This is a genomic window from Legionella dresdenensis, from assembly GCF_042649825.1.
Taxonomy (GTDB): Bacteria; Pseudomonadota; Gammaproteobacteria; order Legionellales; family Legionellaceae; genus Legionella_C; species Legionella_C dresdenensis.
In genome coordinates, this window is record NZ_JBHSAB010000024.1 from 28,850 (window position 1) to 48,544 (window position 19,695).

Here is a 19,695-nt window from a genome sequence, read left to right on the forward strand (position 1 = left end):
AAACATGTCATCTTCAACCTACTATACCAGCCTTTCGGGGATGTTGGCGGCCAGTTATGGTCTGCAGAATTGCTCTAACAATGTCGCCAACATGGACAATGCCGGCTATAAACGCAGTGATGTTTTTTATTCAGCGCTTGGTCAGGGCGACAATCCATATGGCCTTGGCGGCGGCGTAACCATCGGCGGAAAATCAGTCAATTTCAGTGCTGGCAATTATCAGGAAACCGGAAATGTTTCCGATCTGGCAATTGTCGGTAACGGTTTTTTTATTGTCCGGCTGCCAAACGGCGAATTACAATACACCCGCAACGGCTCCTTTGGTTTTAACAACGATGGCCTGATGATTGAGAAACGCAGCGGCGGTCTGGTGCAAGGCTATGATAAGAATGGTTGTCTGGTACCGCTCAGCAATAAAGGGCCTGAGATTTGCTCTGGTAAAGCAACAAATTATGTTCAGCTTAAGGGTGAGTTGGCTTTTGAAGCCAATCCCGAGTATAAGCCGGATGAGCAGACCAGCGATGAAGGTCCATATACCGCAATCACTTTTACCGTAGGCAATATTTTTGATTCGCAAGGTAACGCCAATAGCGTAACTGTCACCCTGACCTCCCCCAAACTCCCGACAGGCAACTCGGGTAATGTTGATATTCCGGGTGCTTTACCAACTAATGCAGATACATGGAATGTTGAAATCAAAAGCAGTGACGGCAAAATACTTGAGACTGACACACGTACAATTCAATTTACCATTAACAGCGAAATGGGAATACCCGATAAAATCAACAATAAAATCCTGTTTTCTCTTAATGGCGAACAAGTTGAACTGAATTTCGGCAGCCCGGAAAATGATGTTAACAATTCACTCCGGCTCTATAAGAAAACCCCGACTGAACACACCATGACAACCGTAAATACCGTTAAACAGAATGGCTACAAAATGGGCAAGCAGAATGATTTCAGCATCAATGATGACGGCTTGTTGATTTACCATTATGACAATGGGCAAAAACTGAATGGCATCCATCTCGCCCTCGCCGGTTTTGATGACATGGCCAATAATCTGGTTCAGACCGACAATAACATGTTTCGTGCGAAAAGCGACTCGGGCAGATATATTGGCCGTGCCAATCAACATGCTTTAGGAGCCATCCAATCCAAAAAACTGGAATCATCGAATGTCGATTCAACCACAGAATTCGCCAATATTGTGGTGTTGCAACGTATGTTCCAGGCCTGCTCGCAAATTATGGATATCGATAAACAATTACTCGAAGAACTGGAGAAGAAATGAATGGAATACCCCAGGCAAAAGCCTATCGCTTAATCAACAGCCATGAGCTAAATCAGCTTAACCAGTATTTTGCCGCCCGGCTGCAAATCTGGAATGAGCAATACGCTCTGTTTGCGCTTGGCTGTCATTTAAGTGTCCAGCCGAAGCCGGAATTAACCGGAGCCAAACCGTTAATCGCCAGAAACGATGGCGATATGCTTGCCTTGATCGATAGCGAAGACTGGTCAACGCTGCAATATTGCCTGTTTGGCGATAACGCTGGCTGCTTCACTGCCATCAGCCGAAAAATGTTTATTAACCTGCTTGAGTACCTGACTGAAGCGGTTGAAATTGATTTGCAATCCCAGGCCATTGATTATCAGGATTGGTTCTACCCGGGCGCACCGACACTGATGCTGACTTTAACCAGTGCGGTTCAATCATTAAATCTTCATTTTCATCCATTATGGGTATTGAATCGATTGCCGAAATTCAAAGCGGATAAAACACCGCCGGATTTGAACAGCGCCCTTAATGAACAGAAATTGCAGCTAGCGGTGGAATTACTGCCATTAAAATTACCAATGCAATCAATCATGCGTCTGCAGGTTGGCGATGTCATTAAGACAGACCACCCTTTAGTCAAACCGCTATTGTTAAAAGGCCAGCATCAACCTGTCTGCCAGGTCCGGGCAGGCCAGATCCAAAGCCAGAAATCAATCCAGATAACGAGGGAACTATGACCGTCACCATAAAAAAAATCGCATTAGCAGAACAACAACCTGCCAATAATGAAGGAACAGCAGTTAATGCCAATTACCTTGATCTGATCGGTAATATAGAAATTGAATGTTTTGTCCGGCTAGGTACATTGAACCTGACTATCGCAGAATTAAAACAGTTAAAAGAAGATCAGTTATTCACCCTGGCGCAAAAAACCAGCGAACCGGTGGATCTGGTTCTTAACAATCAGGTGATTGCCCGCGGCGAACTAATGAGTTGTGAAGAGTGTTTCGCGCTTAAAATCACTGAGGTAAGCGCATGAACAAAATCTGGTGGCTCATAGCCCTGTTCTTTATCCGTTTGCCCACAGCTTTTGCCGATGGACAAGCAGCGGCGTTTAAACAGCCTGTTACTCCAAAACCGATGTATCTGGTTACCGTTTTACTGCTTTTGGTGATTGCCCTCGCCTTTGCCAGAAAAAATAAAACCTTTGCCATTTCAAAGTCAGACTGTCAGCTTGTCGAAAAAAAATACCTTGGCAATAAAACCATAGTTTACATTATTGAATATCAGCAACAACGTTTTCTGCTGGCATCGACAACTCAGTCATTAGCAATTCAGCCGCTGAGTTATGAGGTTTGTCATGAAACGAAATAGCCTTTTTATTTTGCTTGTTTTGTTTCCGGTTATCAGTTGTGCGGCCAGCATCGACTCCATGCTTGGGGCAGTTCATTTTGATCAGGACAATATTGCGCCCGCACTCAAAATTTTTGGCTTGCTTACGGTTTTAAGCCTGGCGCCCAGCCTGCTTATGATGCTGACCTCATTCACCCGGGTGATTGTTGTGCTCTCAATGTTGCGCACCGCTCTCGGTTTGCAACAAACACCGCCTAATAATGTTTTAATCAGCCTGGCTTTGTTTTTAACGCTGTATATCATGATGCCTGTTGCCAAAATCATTTATGATGAGGCTTACATCCCTTACCAGCAGAAAAAAATCACCAGCACTGCCGCCCTGGAGAAAGCGGCCGAGCCATTAAAAAAATTTTTAATGCGGCAAACGCGTGAAAAAGACTTGCAGCTTATTATACAATTGGCTCATGAACCCCAACCCATGCGGCCTGAACAGGTCAGTTTTTATCAGTTGGTGCCAGCGTTTATGCTAAGCGAACTGCAAAGCGCATTTCAGATTGGCTTTATGATCTTTCTGCCCTTTTTACTGGTAGATATGATCGTTTCAGGTATTCTGGTGACCATGGGCATGATGATGATGCCGCCGGCGACTATCGCCTTGCCGATAAAAATATTGCTATTTGTGTTAATTGACGGGTGGGACCTGATAGTGCAGGCGCTTGTCGGCAGTTTTCATAATTGATTTAAAGAGTAATAAAATGGATAAATCGATATTACAACAAAAACTTGAACTTCACCTGCTCTATCTGGAACAGGATGAAAATAATCCTAACCTGCATTTAAGCATCAGCGGTTATTACCGCGCACTGGGCAATCTGGAATCCGCACAACATCATCTTGAGCAAGCAAAAACGCTGTCTGGCCTGCCATTCTGGAAACATGAGGGAGTATTAGCGCTTGATAGCCAGCATTTTGAACAGGCAATTAAAGCATTTGAACATGCCCTCGCTGAAGAAGATAATGCCAACAATCGCTATAATCTGGCATTTGGTCTGTACTTGCATGGTGAAGCAGAACAGGCACTGGCAGTTATCAACCAGATCCCGGAACAACAAAAGCATGAATCTGGCGAATTTTTGCGAGCAAGGATTTTATATGCCCTGCGATTTATGAAAGAAGCCATTTTTGTTCTGGAAAGCCTATATAACCCTGAAGATGCAGCAATTATAGGATTACTGGCAATTCTGCATTTTGATAACGGTAATGCCGAAAAAGCGCATAAGTATTCGGAACAGGCCCTCGCCCTGAATCCTGAAAACTTTGAAGCAACGCTCACTTCAGTTTTATTACGGACGCTGGACAAACAGGCAACGGCCAGTGAAGTTGAAGAATTGATCGTAAGCTACCCGCAAGAAAGCCGCCTCTGGTTTGCTCTTGGCACAATATATATGACCAACATGAAGCTTCCGGCAGCTGAAAAAGCCTTTCTTCAAGCCGCGAAATATCATCCCGAATTTTACGATAACTGGATTAGTCTGGGCTGGTGTTATTTGCTGCAAGATAATATTACTCAGGCAAAAAACGCTTACGGAAATGCGCTTAAGCTGTCAGATGCCGCTGACGGCTGGGGAGGGCTTGCAGTGGTGCACGCCTTAACCGGCAATTTTGCTGACGCAGAATCAGCAATTCAGAAAACAAGAACCAGCGATCTGCACTGCTTTCTGGCAGCCATTGCTGAAGTCATTATTAATCTCCAGACTAATAAGCAACAATGCGGCGCGCTGTTTAACCAGACATTTCCTGAGTCAGCAAGCACTATGCAGTTTCTACTCAGCCAGGCCGTGAACAGTTTAAATCCCTCGGATAAAACGCTGCATTAACAAGCTGTAGGTTGGGTCGTTTGACCCAACAAAAGATCCATGTCAAGTTCAATCATACGATCAACTTGACCCATTATTAAACAAAGATTACAATCAGGAACTGCTTTGTACAGAGAAGGAAGAATACCATGATAAAATTTATGCCTAAACACAGAAAAACTGTTGCTGACATCCTCAGAAATCTCCGTAATTTTCTCTTTCATACTTTCCCTGCTGATCGTATTGATCCTGTTTCTCATACTATGAATGGCAGTGATCATGAATACGGGCATAGAATGCCGGAGCTTAAAGAAAGAACTGCAATGTTCAGAAAAAACAATGCTACACTGATTAGCTCTTTTTTAGGTCTACCAAATGCGAAAATTGATCGCTATGAACAAAGTTTTTTAAATATCGGGAAAAATTTTATTGGGTGGCAACCTAACAAAAGTACAGCCAGGCTGGTTTTCAATGCGGTGTTTATGATCCCGTTAAACACAGTTCTTACACCGTTGAAATTTGCTCTGAATGTTATGAAGCTGTTCACTGAAGTGGCCCCGGTGGTTATACAAAACCTGTTTGCCTATCTCGCAGAAAAAGCCATACGACTGAGTCGTTACCTGGTAAACCGCAGTGCGCTTTTATTGCCTTTAGCCGCAATCTCATTTGTTACCTGGATGGCATTTGTCGGTGCAACTTATTATTTCGGCGCGCTCCATATCATAGGGCGCAGCCTTACCTCACCTATCGATTCAATTCGTGATACCTGGCATTCCAATACCAAAACCTGGACCAGATTTCTTTATACTACGCTCCATATAATATTGATTGCGAATGTTTATGCGGTAGCCCTGCCTGTTGCCATTGCCTGGCTGCCTGCTGTTCTGCCGGTACTGACACCCGCTGTGACTGCAATTATAAACGGCTCGCTTTCAGCCGGACTTCTGATTGGAGCAGGTTTTGCAACCATTGGCGTCCTTGGCAACTTGCTGGTTAACCGATTCAGAAACTGGTGGCATAGCAACACGGCAGTCTCTGATATTGAGCCCGATAATGAACTTCCTTCATCTGAGATTGAGAATAATTATCATCAGCCGTCTCACCAGTCTCAGCACCATGGCCATGAGCATCACTTTACTATGGGTAGAGATCCTAGCACTCCTGACTTTGTCCCTGGTTATCCTGCACCGCTCACCATGCTAAATACCAGTGCGCCTCAAGAACCAGTGACCGTAGCGTCTGTTAGTCAAAGCCAACCACCGTTTCATGGATCAGGACTTTTCCATCCTGCTTACAGTAATCCTGGATCTGGCGCTCCTGGCGCTAATCCTATGTCTGATGCATTTGATTATGTGAATCAGGCTCAACCGCCGGCTCAGCCTCGATAACTAACCTCCATATCGGATTGCGGCTTTTCGCAATCCGTTATTTGTTCTAAAACTGTCCTTACACTTACAATACTGTATAATTATTTGACAAATAAAGCTGTAAATCGTTATAATAGCGCCATTCTTTTCATCAAATACAGGCAGCATTGTTATGGCTAGGCAGAGAGGGGTAAACTTTAAAGAAACATGGAACAAGATAAAAAAACATGTCTATAAAACCTACTCCGCTACTGGCGTTGACTATCTGGAAGAAACCGTTAATGGAAAATCAGCCGGGTTTAAACGAGCCTGTAAAAAAATTGAGTCGCCATTAACCTTGATTAGCTCTTTTTTTGGATTGCCCAATAAACCGCTACAAGGTTATGAGCAAAGCTTTAAAAATCTGTACCGGAACTTTATCGGTTGGAAACCCAGAACAGCAAACTGGAAATTATTTTTTTATGCCGTATTTAATATTCCAGTCAACCTGCTGCTTACTCCTATCAGATTTACCCTGAATGTCGCCAGACTGGTGACTGAAGTATTGCCGATGACGCTTAAACATTTGGTGCCCTATGTGGGCACAAAACTTGCCAGGCTGTCCATTCACACCGCCTCCGCCTACCGTGCGCTCACTGAAGTCGCAGAGGGCTTTTACCACCTTCATATGGATGATAATAATGGCCTGATTGCAGTGCTAGCCGGTAAACTGGGCTGGTTATTACTGCAACCGATTATTGGGCTTTTAATTGCTTCTACCTTCTTGTTAGAATTCACGGCCGTAGCGATAACACTCGTACAATACCCTTTGCAGGCAGTTTACTTTGTTGGCCGCAGTATTACATCCCCTGTTGAGGCGTTACGTAATACCTGGAAACAAGCGAGCAGCAAGGGCCTGGTAGTCGGCATTCTCCTTACCAGTTTACACGCTATGTTTATTTTGGTGCTTTATACCATGACATTTCCGTTTATTGGTAAATTTCTGGCGGCCCATGTGCTGCCCTATCTGGCGACTCACCTGCCTGCAGGCATCGTTTCAGCCGCTAACGCAATCGCCCATTTTCTCTCGCCGATATTTTTATTTATCGGCAAATTCACCTCGCCGATTGTTAATATTTTAACTTTCTCGTTATTTCATGCTCTTGGAGTTGATGCAGTGATTGCATCTGCAGCGCCTGCCGCCGCTGGTCTGGCAGCGGTAGCCGCTCTGATTGTGGCAGGAACAACGGCTGTTATCAGTTACCTGTCTGGACGTGGGCAAACAGCACAGAATGAGCAGGAAAATAACACTGCCGCTCAGCAAGCGCAAGAAGTTGGCAACAGCAATAATGCCATGGAACGTCTTGGATTGGGAAACAGGCCGGCGCTTGAGCAGAACGATGACTTGGGTATACCGCCAGCTCATCATCCGTCACCGTTAGCCGTAAGACAGGTGCCAGAGCCAGCGCCAGCAGTTTTACCCCAAGCTCCTACGATTTAATCAAATTACCGTAGGTTGAGCTGTAAAGCCCAACACGCCATTTTTCAACAGCAATAACTTTGATCGCTGCTTGCATCAAAGATACACTGGTTGGCAAACATCCTTGTTGGGTCAAACGACCTAACCTACGTTTTTTTGATCTGGTAGCGGGTACTTCTTCCTCCGCCGGGTAGTTTTTCAATACAGCCTTTTTCCAGTAAATCAGCCAAATGTCTTGTTGCTGTTGCTTTACTGACTCTGGCAATTTTTCTATATTGTGCCGCGCTGATTCCCTGTTCAAAACCGCGCTCTCCTTCATCAAACATACGATTAAGCACTTTGACCTGCTCGATTGACAGATCAGCTCCCTGAAAAATTTGCCAAAAACGGCTTTTTGCAAGGGTGCGATCAATTTTACAGATAGCGGTTTCTATACTATTTTCCAGAATGTTAAAAAACCAGCATAACCAAGGAGTTATATTGGTAGTATTGCGCTGACTTTTTTCCAATATCTGATAATAATCATTACGATTAGCAAGGATAGTCGCTGACATCGCATATAAACGAATACTCTGCCGATCATCCTGGGCTAATGCCAAATCCGTCAGTGCACGCGTAATCCGCCCATTTCCATCATCGAATGGGTGCAGAGTTACAAACCAGAAATGACAAATTGCTGCCCGCAATAAGGGATCTAATGTTGGCTCTGCACCGCTCTTGTTAAACCAGTCAATGAACGTATTTAACTCTTGCTCTAACTGCTCTCTCGGCGGCGCTTCAAAATGCACTGTTGGCCTGTCAATACGCCCGGAAACAACTTGCATAGGCTCTTCATCTCGTAATTGCCCTGCTTGTACTGAATAGAAAAGAGATGTTGTGTTCTCAGGGAACAGCCAGTAATGCCATTGTTGTAAGCGTGCTAGCGACAATGGCATATTCAAATTATCAATGGCATCCAACATCATTTTGGCCAACCCCTCCGAACGTTCAGTCGTTGGATACGGTTGGTTTAAATGCAAACCGATTCGTTTTGCCAGTGACGAGCGTACAGATTGGACGTTTAACTGTTCTCCCTCAATAGCAGACGAAGCAATAATATTTTGAAGCAGGGTATCAAGCGCTGACTCAAGAGAAATATTATCAGCTATAGCGCCTGTTTTACCCAGAAGAATACCTTGTTTCAGACGAACGGCTCGCAGAAGGGGTTGGATAAGGTTATCTTGCCAATGAAATTTCGGCCAATCAGCCTGCTGCCAGATCCATTCTGTTTGTGTAGTAATCATGAGTGAATCTCTTTTGTGAGCCGATTAATGATTATATTCGGCTCATTATTTGAGTTTAATAATAGATATAATCGGCTCAATTAGCAAGCCAATTCTGGGAGCGTCAGGATGACTTCATGCGTGTTTGCAAAAAGCCTTTAAAGGATAGGAGTTACCCGCTCTGAACTTTCAAGGCATCTGAATGCGCGATAGAAACCTTGATTACGCTTCGCTGCATCAAGGCTACTATCTATTTATTCAACGAAGCCCAGGCCGGTTTTCCACCTTAATGCTTTTTAATCCTTCACGAAAAGTAGGATATTTTAGCTTAATCTTGAGTTCTTCTTTTATTTTTTGATTCGAAATACGGCGGTTATCGGAATAGAACTCCTTTAACCTGGGCGATAAAGCAGCTTCTTCAAAATTAATCAGCGGTAATGGCTCCCTGTGAAGTAATGCGGCTGCATAGGCATCAATCACATGCGAGGGCGCTGGCTCATCATCCGCTATGTTATAGATTGACAAAGGGTGAATATGAGTCATTGAAGCAAGAAGCACCGAAACAATATCATCAACATGGATACGGGAAAACACATGCCCTTGTTTATAAATACTGTCTTGCTTGCCCGAAACAAGCCGTTCCAGTGCATTTCTTCCTGGCCCATAAATACCAGCGAGCCTGAAAATATGAAGCGGCAAATGCCATTTATCAGCAAACGAAAGCCACCGTTGTTCTGCCTCCATCCGCGCCAACGCCGTTGCGCTTTCAGGAAAACACGGGCTGTTTTCATTAACCCATTTGCCCTGATGATCGCCATAAACGCCGGTAGAGGAAAGATATCCTAACCACTGAATATGGGTGCTACGCCGTTTAATCAAATCGGCATAATGATGCAAAACGATATCGCCAATCTCAGCCGCCGGCGGAATAGTTACCAGAATATGGCTGGCCTGATTAATATGCTGTTCGATATCAGGATCAAAAAAATCAATCAAAGTAACCGTCTCTAAATGAGCAGCTGCCGGTTTTTCAAGATTACGAGTGGTTCCAATAATGCTGAAACCCTGCTGTTCAAGTACAGGCGCTAAAGCCCGAGCGGTATACCCCAGACCAAAAATCAAAAACGAAGCCGCCATATTAACTCCCTCTTTTCAATTGATGATAGTAACTCAGTGCTCTGTTTCTGGCCTCATTATGATCGATAATCGGTTCCGGATAGTGGGTATTCGACATAATAGCTTTATTAATCCAGGGCTGATGGATATACTGATTATCAACACCGGCAAGCTCTGGAATCCATTGCCGGATATAGTGTCCATTTGGATCAAATTTCTGACTTTGCAAAACCGGATTAAAAATACGGAAATAAGGGGCGGCATCGGCACCACACCCCGCCACCCATTGCCAACTTGCGCTATTGTTAGCCAAATCGGCATCAACCAACGTATCCAAAAACCAGTCGGCGCCCACCCGCCAATCAATGAGCAGCCCCTTGGTCAGAAATGACGCGACTACCATACGAATACGATTATGCATATAGCCTGTTACCCACAATTCCCGCATTCCGGCATCAATGAGCGGATAACCTGTCATTCCTTTTTGCCAGCGAATTAAAGACGCTTTATCATCGCGCCAGGGAAAGTGATCAAATTCACTTCTGAAATTATCCTGGGCTAATTGGGGAAAGTGGTACAACAGATAAGTCGAAAATTCCCGCCACCCCAGCTCTGATAAAAAATGCTCTGTTGATTGCAAATCACAGTCACGCTCCAATTGTGCCAGCTCAACTGCCCGCCAGATAGTCCAGGGACTTATTTCGCCAAAATGCAAATGCGGCGATAAATGGGAGGTCGCATTTTTTGCCGGAAAATCGCGATTTGTCTTATAGTTTTGCAGATGGCTGGCAATAAACTGATCCAGCTTTTTTTGCGCGCCTTGCTCACCGGGCAGCCAGTATTCAGCAAATCGTGCAGCCCAATCAAGCTTGGGCAACAGCTTCCATTGGTCCAGCTTATCACTCGCAACCGTCATTCCCTTGGGGTGATTTGACAACCTCATGGCAGGAGGAATGTGAAGCATTTGCCGGCAATTTTTCCAATAGGCGGTAAATACTTTAAAATAATCGCCGCTTTTGTTTTTAATCGTCCAGGGCTCATTCAACAGATTGCCATTTGAGCTCTGCACCAGAATCCCCTCTTCTATCAGTGCCGCTTTGATTTTTTTATCGCGCTCTATGGCTAACGGTTCATAACAACGGTTCCAATACACGGCATCAACAGATAACTGCTTAACCAATGCAAGAATAATATCGAAGGGCTTCCCTTTTCGAAGCACTAAAGACAAGTCATGTTTAGCTAACGAGTTACTTAAAGAAACCAGACTATGATGGAGCCACCAGGCTTGCGCCCGTCCTGAAACACTGGTTTTTTGATCAAAAATATAGAGAGGGATTACATAATCATGTTGAGAGCAGGCATGAATAAATGCCGGGTTATCCGATAACCTCAAATCATGTCGAAACCAAACCAGTGCTATTGTCATAAAAGGCTTCTATTTTCCTGTGCATAAAAAAGTAGCATATCATAACAAGGGTTACTCCCCGCGTCATCCCGAGCGCAGCGAGGGATCTCCCTTCAGAGGCAGAATCTCTAGCATAACGCTGGAGATCCCTCGCTGCGCTCGGGATGACGGGGGGAGTTACTAACAAGGCTTAAATTTTTAACTCCTTTGTTTCACCTTCGCTCTCACTTTCATCACTGGCTTCCTCTTCAACATCCGACTCGGGCGTGTGATATTGCAGCTCCTGAGGTTCCTCTATTTCAGAAGCAGGCTCAGGGGCTGGCGCCTCTTTTTCCTGTTTCTCCTCTTCAGCGGCTGGTGCGGGATTAACAGTTGGCTGGCGTTCTTGCTCCTGCAGGCAAATTGTCGCGGTGCTGGTTAATTTCGCTTTGCCTTTTAGCTCCAGCTCGATGTCATTTAACTCGTCATGATCATGGGCAATCTGCTGCTCAATTTTACGCTGATGATTGGCAATTTCTTTGCTTTCCATCCGAGCTTCATATCCCAGTACTGCAATCGCGGCGGCTGCCACCACAACACCGGCGGCAGCAATTCCGATTACGGCGGCAAATGGCACGCCCGCCCCTGGAAACACAAAGGCAAAAGCAACAACCGCCAGAGCAAAACCTGCAAATGAAGCTGAAACCGCCAGCCCTTTCACCAACCGCTTTTCATTAGACCAGCGTTTCGATGGAACGGCTTTAGCACCGCTTAATTTCTCGACATCAAATTCAGCAAACCCGGTTAAATCCGGGTTCGCTTCATCATGCGTTGCTTCAGAATAAAACTGATAACTGTCTTTGACAAAATCGACCACGCTATACCCTAATACCACTGCACCCACGACGATACCCGGTACCAGCAAAGCAGGAAAAGCCGTACCCAGTACGGTCGCAGCAGTAACCAGACCCATTCCTGTACCCATCCAGCCTGCTTCGCCCAGCAGTTTATTACGATCCAGCGCTTTTCGCAGATAGCGAAACCTGGTTTGGCGTAACTGATTAATGGTTGCTTCGATTTCAGCAAACGCCGCCAATTGCTCTTTATTATCATCAATTGCAAGTTTTCTCTTAAAATTGCTCAGTAATTCCAACAACTGCTTTTCGTGCATGAGATAAGTTTCCTGCTCATCGGCATGCAACATTTGTTTCAGGCAGTCTTCACTCTTTTTAGCAACAATCTGCCCCAACAGTGTGGCTTCCGAAGAAATATATTTTTCAGGCAACTTGTTAATAACAGCCTGTAACTGTTTTTGTATATTAACCGCGGTTGTCAGCTCTTTGCGAAGATAGCGTTTTCTTCGGTTTGCATTATCGGGCATAGATTTATCAAAAAATGGTAGTTTCTTTCTTTATTATATCAGTATAATTAAATTGCTCATAACCAGCAGGATGCCTGGCCTATGTTTTTACCATTATTACTATCGTTTTTGTTTACAGTTCTCATGATACCGGCAGGCTGGGCAAAACCGGTCAAGGATGTTACGGTCACGCTGTTTGAATGGAATTACAATTCAGTCGCTAATGAATGCCAGACAACGCTTGGTCCAGCCGGTTATGGGTTTGTACAAGTCTCACCGCCGCAAGAGCACATCCAGGGTACTGCCTGGTGGACTTCCTATCAACCGGTAAGCTATAAAATTGCCGGACGCCTCGGTGATCGTAACGCTTTTATAAAAATGATTAACGTATGTCACAATGCCGGCGTCAAAGTCATTGTTGATGCAGTTATAAATCACATGTCTACCGGTGCCGGCAATGGCGTCGGTACTGGCGGCAGCCTTTACGCCAAATACCAATATCCGGGATATTATCAATCCTGGGATTTTCATAGCTGCCGCAATCCGGTTACCGACTACGGCAATCGCGAGAATATCCAGCAATGCGAGCTGGAGAACCTTGCTGATCTCGATACCGGAAGTTCCTATGTCCGCACAACAATTGCCCATTACCTCAACGAATTAATTACCGCCGGGGCTGACGGCTTTCGAATAGACGCTGCCAAACATATTGCGGCTGATGATCTGGCGGCGATTAAATCACAATTAACCAATCCTGAAATATACTGGGTACAGGAAGTCATCCAGGGTAATAATGAACCTGTACAGCCCAGTGAATACCTTTCTCTTGGTCCAGTCGATGAGTTCCGCTATGGCCGTGATCTCAAACGTGTCTTTGAGCAGGAAAAACTGACTTATCTGGGTAATTTTGGCGAATATTGGGATTATTTACCCACACAGAAAGCGCGTGTATTTATTGATAACTGGGACACTGAGCGTAATGACTCGACTTTAAATTACCGCAGCGGCGCCAATTATACCCTGGCGAATGTATTTATGCTGGCTTATCCGTATGGTGCACCCAATATTTATTCCGGTTATGAATTTGATAATTATGATCAAGGCCCTCCCCTGCGCGGTAAAATGAATGCCTGTTATAAGAACGGTTGGAAATGTCAGCACCGATGGCCGCAGATTCTTAATATGGTTGCATTCCATAATGCCGTGGCTGGTTTACCCATAACAAACTGGTGGAGTAACAATAACAATGCCATTGCCTTTGGCCGTGGAGATATCGGGTTTGTGGCGATTAACCATGAACCATTTCCCATTACCGTAACCTTTCAGACCTCGTTGCCGGCAGGCGTCTATTGCGATATCCAGCACAGCGATCCCATGCATGATGAACGCTGTACCGGAACCCTGTTTCTGATCAATAGCCGAGGGCAGTTTACTGCAACTATTGACGCAAATGATGCAATTGCGTTTTATCGATCGTAATGACCCTGGTTTTTTAGTGATAATAATTTTTCCTTAAGGATCATTATTTATAATTAGAGCAATCTTTTTGTACTCTGGTTGTCGCTATGCCTAAAACAATAATCATGCTCGGGACTGGCACCGCCCTGACCCGCAAGCCTAATAAGTTCTACCCCAAAGGCGAATTATTTAGCCAGATTCCAGGGTTTCTCAAATCAACACCTATAGAAGAAGATGATGATATCAATTCGGAAGATCATCTCAAACAGAAAGTAGAACCTTATATTAGCGATACCCTTACTATTATTAAAGGACCCGATACCGGCGCTTTTGAAGTCGGCGATCGCATTGCCCGCGGTGTACGCCATGCCCTTGAAGCGATTAGCAAAGGTGAAATACCGATCAATATTATGGGCCACAGCCGTGGGGGTGTAGAAGCCATACTGATAGCGCATGAATTGAAACGGATTAAGGAAGGATTCGCGCAACTTGCTGCCCAACGCTCGATTCAGGAAAAGCTGCTTGGCAAGGAAGTTGCCGAAAAATTTGAAAAAGCCGGGCGTAAACAATTATTCGGAAACACTCCCTACAGCTATATTAAAACAGCCTTCGATCTCCAAAAGGCTGATTTTGCAGGACTGGATATAGAAGGCATCGGCAAGCATATCAAAAATGCCCGAGTTAACTTACAGGTACTAGACCCTGTTCCTGGCGGCAGCCTCCTGGGGCTCAGACTAGCCAGATGGTATCCTGATCCACGTTTTTATATTATTCCTGACATCGTTGAGGATTTTGAGATATATGTTAAAGAAAATGAACACTCTCGCTGTTTCAAGGCTATTATTCCGCTCCCTGAATCACCAGAAAAAACCCGATTCAACTTATCAACCCTCCCCGGCCATCATGGCACTGGCTCTGGTAATTTCAACGATCAGCAAGGCAATCCGCTGCCAACCCATTTAAAAGATAAAAAAACAGATGGGGTGCAAAAGTTCTTACTTTTAAAAATCATTGATTTTTTAAAGCGCCATAATAGTGAATTTAAAGCTATTGATGACGTTAAACTGGCGAATGATGAACTGACAGCGCTTGTTAAAAGTGCACTGGAAAAGGGTACTGACACTCTGAAACTGGAAGTTTGTAATGAAATCGCTAACAATATCGAAGGGTATCAGTATTTTGACAATACCAGCTATCAATGGCTTGGTCAGGAACAATCGATACAATCGTTTTTCTGGGCTCGCGAGGTTGACCGCATTGTCCATTATGGAAAGCACACTGACTCAAAATTGCGCCAGATTATCCCACCGATTGCCGGTAAAAAACTGATCAACAGAGAACATGCAGAATTGATGCTGTTAAATAAATTTAAGTTTAAAGCTGATACAAGCGTTGACAGACAGCCTGAAGAGGCAATAAAAAGTTTTACCAATCAACTGATCGCTGCCTGCAAGGATCAATATGCCAAATCAAACACCGAGAACCTTGCTGCCTCATTAGGACAAAATCAGCTTAAGGGGCTGCTGACTGACCCAAGCGGCCCGGAATTGATCAATACTGTATTAGGCATGATCATAGATCAATTGAGCCAGGATTACTTGCAAGGGAAATTATCCCATAAACAGGCCTTGTTAACCGCCATTGAAGAATCTTTTAATAATTTCAGACAGACTGAAGCCAATAAAGAAGCTGATCCGAATCAGCTGCGCCAGTTCCGTCAGACTTTGGAACATGGGTTAAAAAATACCATAACCAATCAATTAACCAATCTGACAACCAATACAGACGCACTGTGCCAGAAATTACAGGTTACCTCGCAGGATATCATTAGCAGTTTTTCAAAATCGCTCGCAGAATTTTTTACACAAAAACCAGATTCAGAACAACTAGAGCGCTTCCTGAAAAAATTAAATGAACAAATTAAAGTACTCCAGGATAAGCAGCCCGATAAATTGTTTGTCGATATTTTCAAATTCCTGGATGCAATTTCGCTTGATGCCAAAGATGAGGAAAATCTTAAAACTCAACAAACTATACTATCGAATCTTGGATTTGATCCTGCCATCGCTAATGACTTATGTCTTGACGATCAGGACAAAACAGCGCTGGTTCAAGAGTTACAGCAATTATGTGTCGAGACCGAACTTGCGCTGGATGAAATTACTGAACAACGGCCTCTTGAAAAAATCGGCAATACCTTTGACCTGTTTGTTCAGCTCAGCGAGTATGAGCAAGCCCTTAATGACTTTCCTCGCGTCATTCCAGACCTCCCCTATAATGAGATCCGAAACGATACTCTCGCCCGCAAGCAATTGCTGCTTAACCAGACGGCAGAATACCTTGTCAGTCAAGCAATCAGGCTTGAGCAATTTGCAAGCGACATGCACAGGATGGTTAGCGCAAATTCTGCTACCGCAGATCAAGTGACTAAAGATTATCTTCTTGATTTTGCCAAATGCTTTATCAAACATGTTTCTGCGCTTGCGGTTATTAAAGGCGCAACAGATCCAGTACATGAAAAACTAAAAAATGAAATCGCCGCTCTGAAACAGCAGTTTGAAGAACTGAGTAATAAAGACAAACGCAGCGAACAACTGTTGGCAGACAATACAGCCGCCATTAATAAACTGACGGCAGAACTGGCAGAAGCTCGAAAAACCAATACTCAGCAGCAGAGCCGGCTTGAACAGGAAGTTCGCAAACAAGAAGAACAACTTGCTGTGATTGAAAAGAACAGAACTGAAATTGAAGCATTGAAAACTACAATTAATGACTATAGCAATACGGTTAAAACACAACAGCAAAAAATTCAGCAAAATAACACTGCCTCCACTGAGCAGATTGAAAAATTGAATGCACGTATCACAGCCTTAGAAACCCAATTAAGAGAACAACAGTTACAAAATCAGCAGCTTGGTAATCAGCAGCATAAGCTCCAACTGGAACATGATGCACTGCAACAGCAACATCAAACCCTGAGGCAGCAGCACTCTGCATTGCAGGAAAAAAATCTGAATACTGAACAGAATCTTTCAACTCTGAAAGAACAATACACTGAATTGCAATCAGCTGAAAATCAGCAGAAAGAAACAAATGCTGATTTAAATGCCAGGCTAAGTGCCCAACAGTTACAAAATCAGCAACTGAATAGCCAACAGCAAAAGCTTCAACAGGAATATGGCGCACTGCAGCAACAACATGACAACCTGAGGCAGCAGCACTCTGCATTGCAGGAGCAAAATCAGAATACTGAACAGAATCTTTCAACTCTGAAAGAACAATACACTGAATTGCAATCAGCTGAAAGTCAGCAGAAAGAAACAAATGCTGATTTAAATGCCAGGCTAAATACACAACAGTTACAAAATCAGCAACTGAATAGCCAACAGCAAAACTTACAACAAGCCTATAGTGCACTGCAGCAAACATATGACGATCTGAAATTGCAATATACCCGGTTGCAGGAACAACATGCTGATTTAGAAACTGCTCAAAACCAACTGATTTCTGAACACAATGCCCAGACCGAAAATCTGACAACACAGATTCAGACCTATGAAGCGCAAATCACAGCTCTTAAACATGCTGCCGCTCAAAATCAACAAACCATTGCAGATCTGCAGCAGCAACAAACAACTACTGCTCAGGAACTGAATAGCACGCGTCAGACAAACCAGAGTCAAGAGAGTCTGTTACAACAAGTACAAGCGCAAAATGTTGCGCTGCAAAATACCAATAATCAATATCTGGATAAAATTGCCGCAATAAAGAAACAATTGCAGGATCCAAAACAAGCAATTGCTTTGCAATTGATTCACGAAAAATTACAACCGGAAACCGAAAGTTATTTTATTCATCTTGTTGGTGAGGCCAAAAAATTATTTCCTGCAATTAAAAATATCAATACCGAAAAAATGGCCTTTCAAGACTTAAAAGCTCGCGTCAATGACTATTGTGCTAATCTGCCAACCGATTTAACCAACCCACAACAAAAGGTTATTGATAAAATTAAAGTCGTTGCCAGCTTACATAACTGTTTAATCGATGATGCCGCCGAATACCTGCCTGCCAAACGCGCCCGCAAATTCTATACACAGCTTGATAATAGTAATGGCACGCTCCGCAAACACCGTGACCCAATGTGGCAACGGTATCTGTGGAATACCATTGCGGTAGCCACTGTAATACCAGGACTTTTATTAGGTTTATACTCCCTGGCAGTCAAGCGACATTCTACTGCGACATTCTGGCAGTCAGAGGGCGAGCAATTTATTGAGCAGGTTAAGGGCGAAAAACAAAATCTTGTTTCACCAGTTAAATAACGGCAAAATCCAGAGCAATTACAATCTCTGCAGTAAGCCCTTTTTGTTTAAAAGCCTTTTGCAAACCCTCAGATGCCAGGGATGGCATCTGGGAGCGTCAGGACGACTTCATGCGTGTTTGCAAAAGGCTTTTAAACGAAAGGGCTTACTCGCACTGAACTTGCCAACCGGATAAACCTTATCAAGCCCGCTCAAGATTAAACGACATGACCTGCTCTATTCTCTCCTGCCCTAACGCAATCATCAACAAGCGATCAATACCAAGAGCCACGCCGCTACAGGAAGGTAAACCATGCTCCAGCGCTGCCAGCAGAAATTTGTCAGCCTCCACAGGAGCCATGCCTTTTTCCTGGCGTAACGCAATGTCCTGCTGAAAACGCGCTGCTTGCGCCTGCATCTCAGTCAGTTCGTGAAAACCATTGGCAAGTTCAATGCCCTTAAAGTAAATCTCAAAACGCTCGGCGAGTTGATTATTGACCTTTGCCAGCGCCGCCTGCGATTGGGGAAAATCATACACTGCAAGCGGAGCTGCCTGTTCAGCATAAGCCGGTTCAATAACATGACTCATTAATAGAAACAAATATTGATCGCGATCCGTTTCATCTTCGGGAATCACATAATCAAGCTGATAGCGGATTAAAAGTTGCCGCAACTCGGTAATTGTTGCGGTATGAGGATTAAGCTGGCATTGCTCTTCAAAAACCTGGCGATAACTCTTACGGATTATCGGCGGACAGCGTAGCACCAATTGCAACAGAGCATCCATTTCATCCATCAGTTGATGATGGTTAATACCCAGCTGATACCATTCCAGCATGGTAAATTCCGGATTATGCCAACGCCCCAGTTCATCATCACGAAAGGATTTTCCAATCTGAAAAATAGGGCCGCTTCCTGCGGCCAGCAGGCGTTTCATGTGATATTCCGGCGAAGTCTGCAGACAATAAAGTTCGCCGCGAAAACTGGCTTTGATATTACTGAGATACACATCGGTAATACCATAATGAGCCATAATGGGCGTTTCAACTTCCAGATAGCCCCTGCCGTTAAAAAAATCGCGGATTTGCGCAAGAATTCGGGCGCGCTGTTTTAAAAGCGGAATAGCCGCTGAAGGTTGCCAATGAACAGCTGTCATGATTAATAAAAAATTCCTAGCTCCAGACGCGCAGCCTCTGTCATGCGCTCCTGCGTCCATATCGGTTCCCATACTAATTCAACCGTACAGTCGCTGACATCTTCGAGCTGATTGACGGCCTGCTCAACGGTTCCTGGAAAAGTCTGGGCAACCGGACAACCAGGGCTGGTCAGCGTCATTTGAATATGAACATGCTGCTCTTCATTAATGGCGATATCATAAATTAATCCCAGATCATAAATATTGACCGGGATTTCAGGGTCGAAAACGGTTTTCAGCGCAGCAATAACCAGTTCTTTCAATGCGTCATTATTTTGCTGCTTTTTCTTTAATCCAAACATCGC

At 44.3% G+C, this 19,695-nt stretch carries 16 protein-coding genes; 10 read left to right on the forward strand and 6 right to left on the reverse strand.

Translation table 11 applies throughout. The features are described 5' to 3' along the window. The first annotated feature begins 4 nt into the window (after positions 1-4). The 8 genes from ACFORL_RS10460 (at position 5) to ACFORL_RS10495 (ending at position 7,335) form a co-directional block, all read left to right on the forward strand. Complete coding sequence (locus tag ACFORL_RS10460; protein ID WP_382343761.1) at positions 5-1,294, forward strand: flagellar hook-basal body complex protein; 1,290 nt, start codon at positions 5-7, stop codon at positions 1,292-1,294. Then, positions 1,291-2,016 carry a FliM/FliN family flagellar motor C-terminal domain-containing protein gene (locus ACFORL_RS10465; RefSeq protein ID WP_382343763.1) on the forward strand — a complete coding sequence of 242 codons (726 nt, stop codon included), beginning with the start codon at positions 1,291-1,293 and terminating at the stop codon, positions 2,014-2,016. The genes ACFORL_RS10460 and ACFORL_RS10465 overlap by 4 nt, the downstream gene beginning before the upstream one ends. Continuing rightward, a complete protein-coding gene (locus tag ACFORL_RS10470; RefSeq protein WP_382343764.1) occupies positions 2,013-2,318 on the forward strand; it encodes a FliM/FliN family flagellar motor switch protein in 306 nt (101 codons plus the stop codon). Before ACFORL_RS10465 ends, ACFORL_RS10470 begins: the two co-directional genes overlap by 4 nt. Then, complete coding sequence (locus ACFORL_RS10475) at positions 2,315-2,653, forward strand: hypothetical protein (protein ID WP_382343766.1); 339 nt, start codon at positions 2,315-2,317, stop codon at positions 2,651-2,653. The genes ACFORL_RS10470 and ACFORL_RS10475 overlap by 4 nt, the downstream gene beginning before the upstream one ends. Next, a complete protein-coding gene (gene fliP, locus ACFORL_RS10480; protein ID WP_382343768.1) occupies positions 2,640-3,371 on the forward strand; it encodes a flagellar type III secretion system pore protein FliP in 732 nt (243 codons plus the stop codon). The genes ACFORL_RS10475 and fliP overlap by 14 nt, the downstream gene beginning before the upstream one ends. Before the next feature lie 16 nt (positions 3,372-3,387). Further along, positions 3,388-4,509: a tetratricopeptide repeat protein gene (locus ACFORL_RS10485; protein WP_382343770.1), complete on the forward strand. Its 1,122-nt coding sequence runs from the start codon at positions 3,388-3,390 to the stop codon at positions 4,507-4,509. Between the two features lie 140 nt (positions 4,510-4,649). Continuing rightward, positions 4,650-5,876: a hypothetical protein gene (locus tag ACFORL_RS10490; protein ID WP_382343772.1), complete on the forward strand. Its 1,227-nt coding sequence runs from the start codon at positions 4,650-4,652 to the stop codon at positions 5,874-5,876. A 151-nt stretch (positions 5,877-6,027) separates the two neighbouring features. Next, positions 6,028-7,335, forward strand: a complete 1,308-nt coding sequence (locus ACFORL_RS10495; protein WP_382343774.1) for a hypothetical protein — start codon at positions 6,028-6,030, stop codon at positions 7,333-7,335. A gap of 125 nt (positions 7,336-7,460) precedes the next feature. Here the strand turns inward: ACFORL_RS10495 and ACFORL_RS10500 are convergent, their stop codons facing one another. The 4 genes from ACFORL_RS10500 to ACFORL_RS10515 form a co-directional block, all read right to left on the reverse strand. Continuing rightward, the gene (locus ACFORL_RS10500) at positions 7,461-8,597 is read right to left on the reverse strand and encodes a Fic family protein (protein ID WP_382343776.1); all 1,137 of its coding nucleotides are present in this window, start codon (positions 8,595-8,597) and stop codon (positions 7,461-7,463) included. Positions 8,598-8,834: 237 nt separating this feature from the next. Further along, positions 8,835-9,713 (reverse strand): SDR family oxidoreductase, encoded by an 879-nt coding sequence (locus ACFORL_RS10505; RefSeq protein WP_382343777.1) that lies wholly within the window; start codon positions 9,711-9,713, stop codon positions 8,835-8,837. Between the two features lies 1 nt (position 9,714). After that, a complete protein-coding gene (locus ACFORL_RS10510; protein WP_382343778.1) occupies positions 9,715-11,118 on the reverse strand; it encodes a cryptochrome/photolyase family protein in 1,404 nt (467 codons plus the stop codon). 169 nt (positions 11,119-11,287) lie between these two features. Beyond that, a complete protein-coding gene (locus ACFORL_RS10515) occupies positions 11,288-12,457 on the reverse strand; it encodes a hypothetical protein (RefSeq protein WP_382343780.1) in 1,170 nt (389 codons plus the stop codon). An 81-nt stretch (positions 12,458-12,538) separates the two neighbouring features. Here ACFORL_RS10515 and ACFORL_RS10520 point away from each other — a divergent pair, with 81 nt between their 5' ends. Continuing rightward, a complete protein-coding gene (locus ACFORL_RS10520) occupies positions 12,539-13,915 on the forward strand; it encodes an alpha-amylase (RefSeq protein WP_382343782.1) in 1,377 nt (458 codons plus the stop codon). An 86-nt stretch (positions 13,916-14,001) separates the two neighbouring features. After that, the gene (locus tag ACFORL_RS10525; protein ID WP_382343783.1) at positions 14,002-18,216 is read left to right on the forward strand and encodes a hypothetical protein; all 4,215 of its coding nucleotides are present in this window, start codon (positions 14,002-14,004) and stop codon (positions 18,214-18,216) included. Positions 18,217-18,397: 181 nt separating this feature from the next. Here ACFORL_RS10525 and epmA read toward each other — a convergent pair whose 3' ends face one another. Both epmA and ACFORL_RS10535 read right to left on the reverse strand, forming a co-directional pair. Further along, positions 18,398-19,351 (reverse strand): elongation factor P--(R)-beta-lysine ligase, encoded by a 954-nt coding sequence (gene epmA, locus ACFORL_RS10530; RefSeq protein ID WP_382343784.1) that lies wholly within the window; start codon positions 19,349-19,351, stop codon positions 18,398-18,400. 2 nt (positions 19,352-19,353) lie between these two features. Beyond that, the gene (locus tag ACFORL_RS10535; protein ID WP_382343786.1) at positions 19,354-19,692 is read right to left on the reverse strand and encodes an SUF system Fe-S cluster assembly protein; all 339 of its coding nucleotides are present in this window, start codon (positions 19,690-19,692) and stop codon (positions 19,354-19,356) included. Positions 19,693-19,695: the final 3 nt, after the last annotated feature.

Excerpts from the sequence above, each read along its gene's own strand:
- ACFORL_RS10500 (WP_382343776.1), bottom strand. The coding sequence starts at position 8,597 with ATGATTACTACACAAACAGAATGGATCTGGCAGCAGGCTGATTGGCCG.
- ACFORL_RS10510 (WP_382343778.1), bottom strand. The coding sequence starts at position 11,118 with ATGACAATAGCACTGGTTTGGTTTCGACATGATTTGAGGTTATCGGAT.
- ACFORL_RS10485 (WP_382343770.1), top strand. The coding sequence starts at position 3,388 with ATGGATAAATCGATATTACAACAAAAACTTGAACTTCACCTGCTCTAT.
- ACFORL_RS10535 (WP_382343786.1), bottom strand. The coding sequence starts at position 19,692 with ATGTTTGGATTAAAGAAAAAGCAGCAAAATAATGACGCATTGAAAGAA.
- ACFORL_RS10470 (WP_382343764.1), top strand. The coding sequence starts at position 2,013 with ATGACCGTCACCATAAAAAAAATCGCATTAGCAGAACAACAACCTGCC.
- ACFORL_RS10475 (WP_382343766.1), top strand. The coding sequence starts at position 2,315 with ATGAACAAAATCTGGTGGCTCATAGCCCTGTTCTTTATCCGTTTGCCC.
- ACFORL_RS10525 (WP_382343783.1), top strand. The coding sequence starts at position 14,002 with ATGCCTAAAACAATAATCATGCTCGGGACTGGCACCGCCCTGACCCGC.
- ACFORL_RS10465 (WP_382343763.1), top strand. The coding sequence starts at position 1,291 with ATGAATGGAATACCCCAGGCAAAAGCCTATCGCTTAATCAACAGCCAT.
- ACFORL_RS10505 (WP_382343777.1), bottom strand. The coding sequence starts at position 9,713 with ATGGCGGCTTCGTTTTTGATTTTTGGTCTGGGGTATACCGCTCGGGCT.
- fliP (WP_382343768.1), top strand. The coding sequence starts at position 2,640 with ATGAAACGAAATAGCCTTTTTATTTTGCTTGTTTTGTTTCCGGTTATC.
- ACFORL_RS10515 (WP_382343780.1), bottom strand. The coding sequence starts at position 12,457 with ATGCCCGATAATGCAAACCGAAGAAAACGCTATCTTCGCAAAGAGCTG.
- ACFORL_RS10460 (WP_382343761.1), top strand. The coding sequence starts at position 5 with ATGTCATCTTCAACCTACTATACCAGCCTTTCGGGGATGTTGGCGGCC.
- ACFORL_RS10520 (WP_382343782.1), top strand. The coding sequence starts at position 12,539 with ATGTTTTTACCATTATTACTATCGTTTTTGTTTACAGTTCTCATGATA.
- ACFORL_RS10495 (WP_382343774.1), top strand. The coding sequence starts at position 6,028 with ATGGCTAGGCAGAGAGGGGTAAACTTTAAAGAAACATGGAACAAGATA.
- ACFORL_RS10490 (WP_382343772.1), top strand. The coding sequence starts at position 4,650 with ATGCCTAAACACAGAAAAACTGTTGCTGACATCCTCAGAAATCTCCGT.
- epmA (WP_382343784.1), bottom strand. The coding sequence starts at position 19,351 with ATGACAGCTGTTCATTGGCAACCTTCAGCGGCTATTCCGCTTTTAAAA.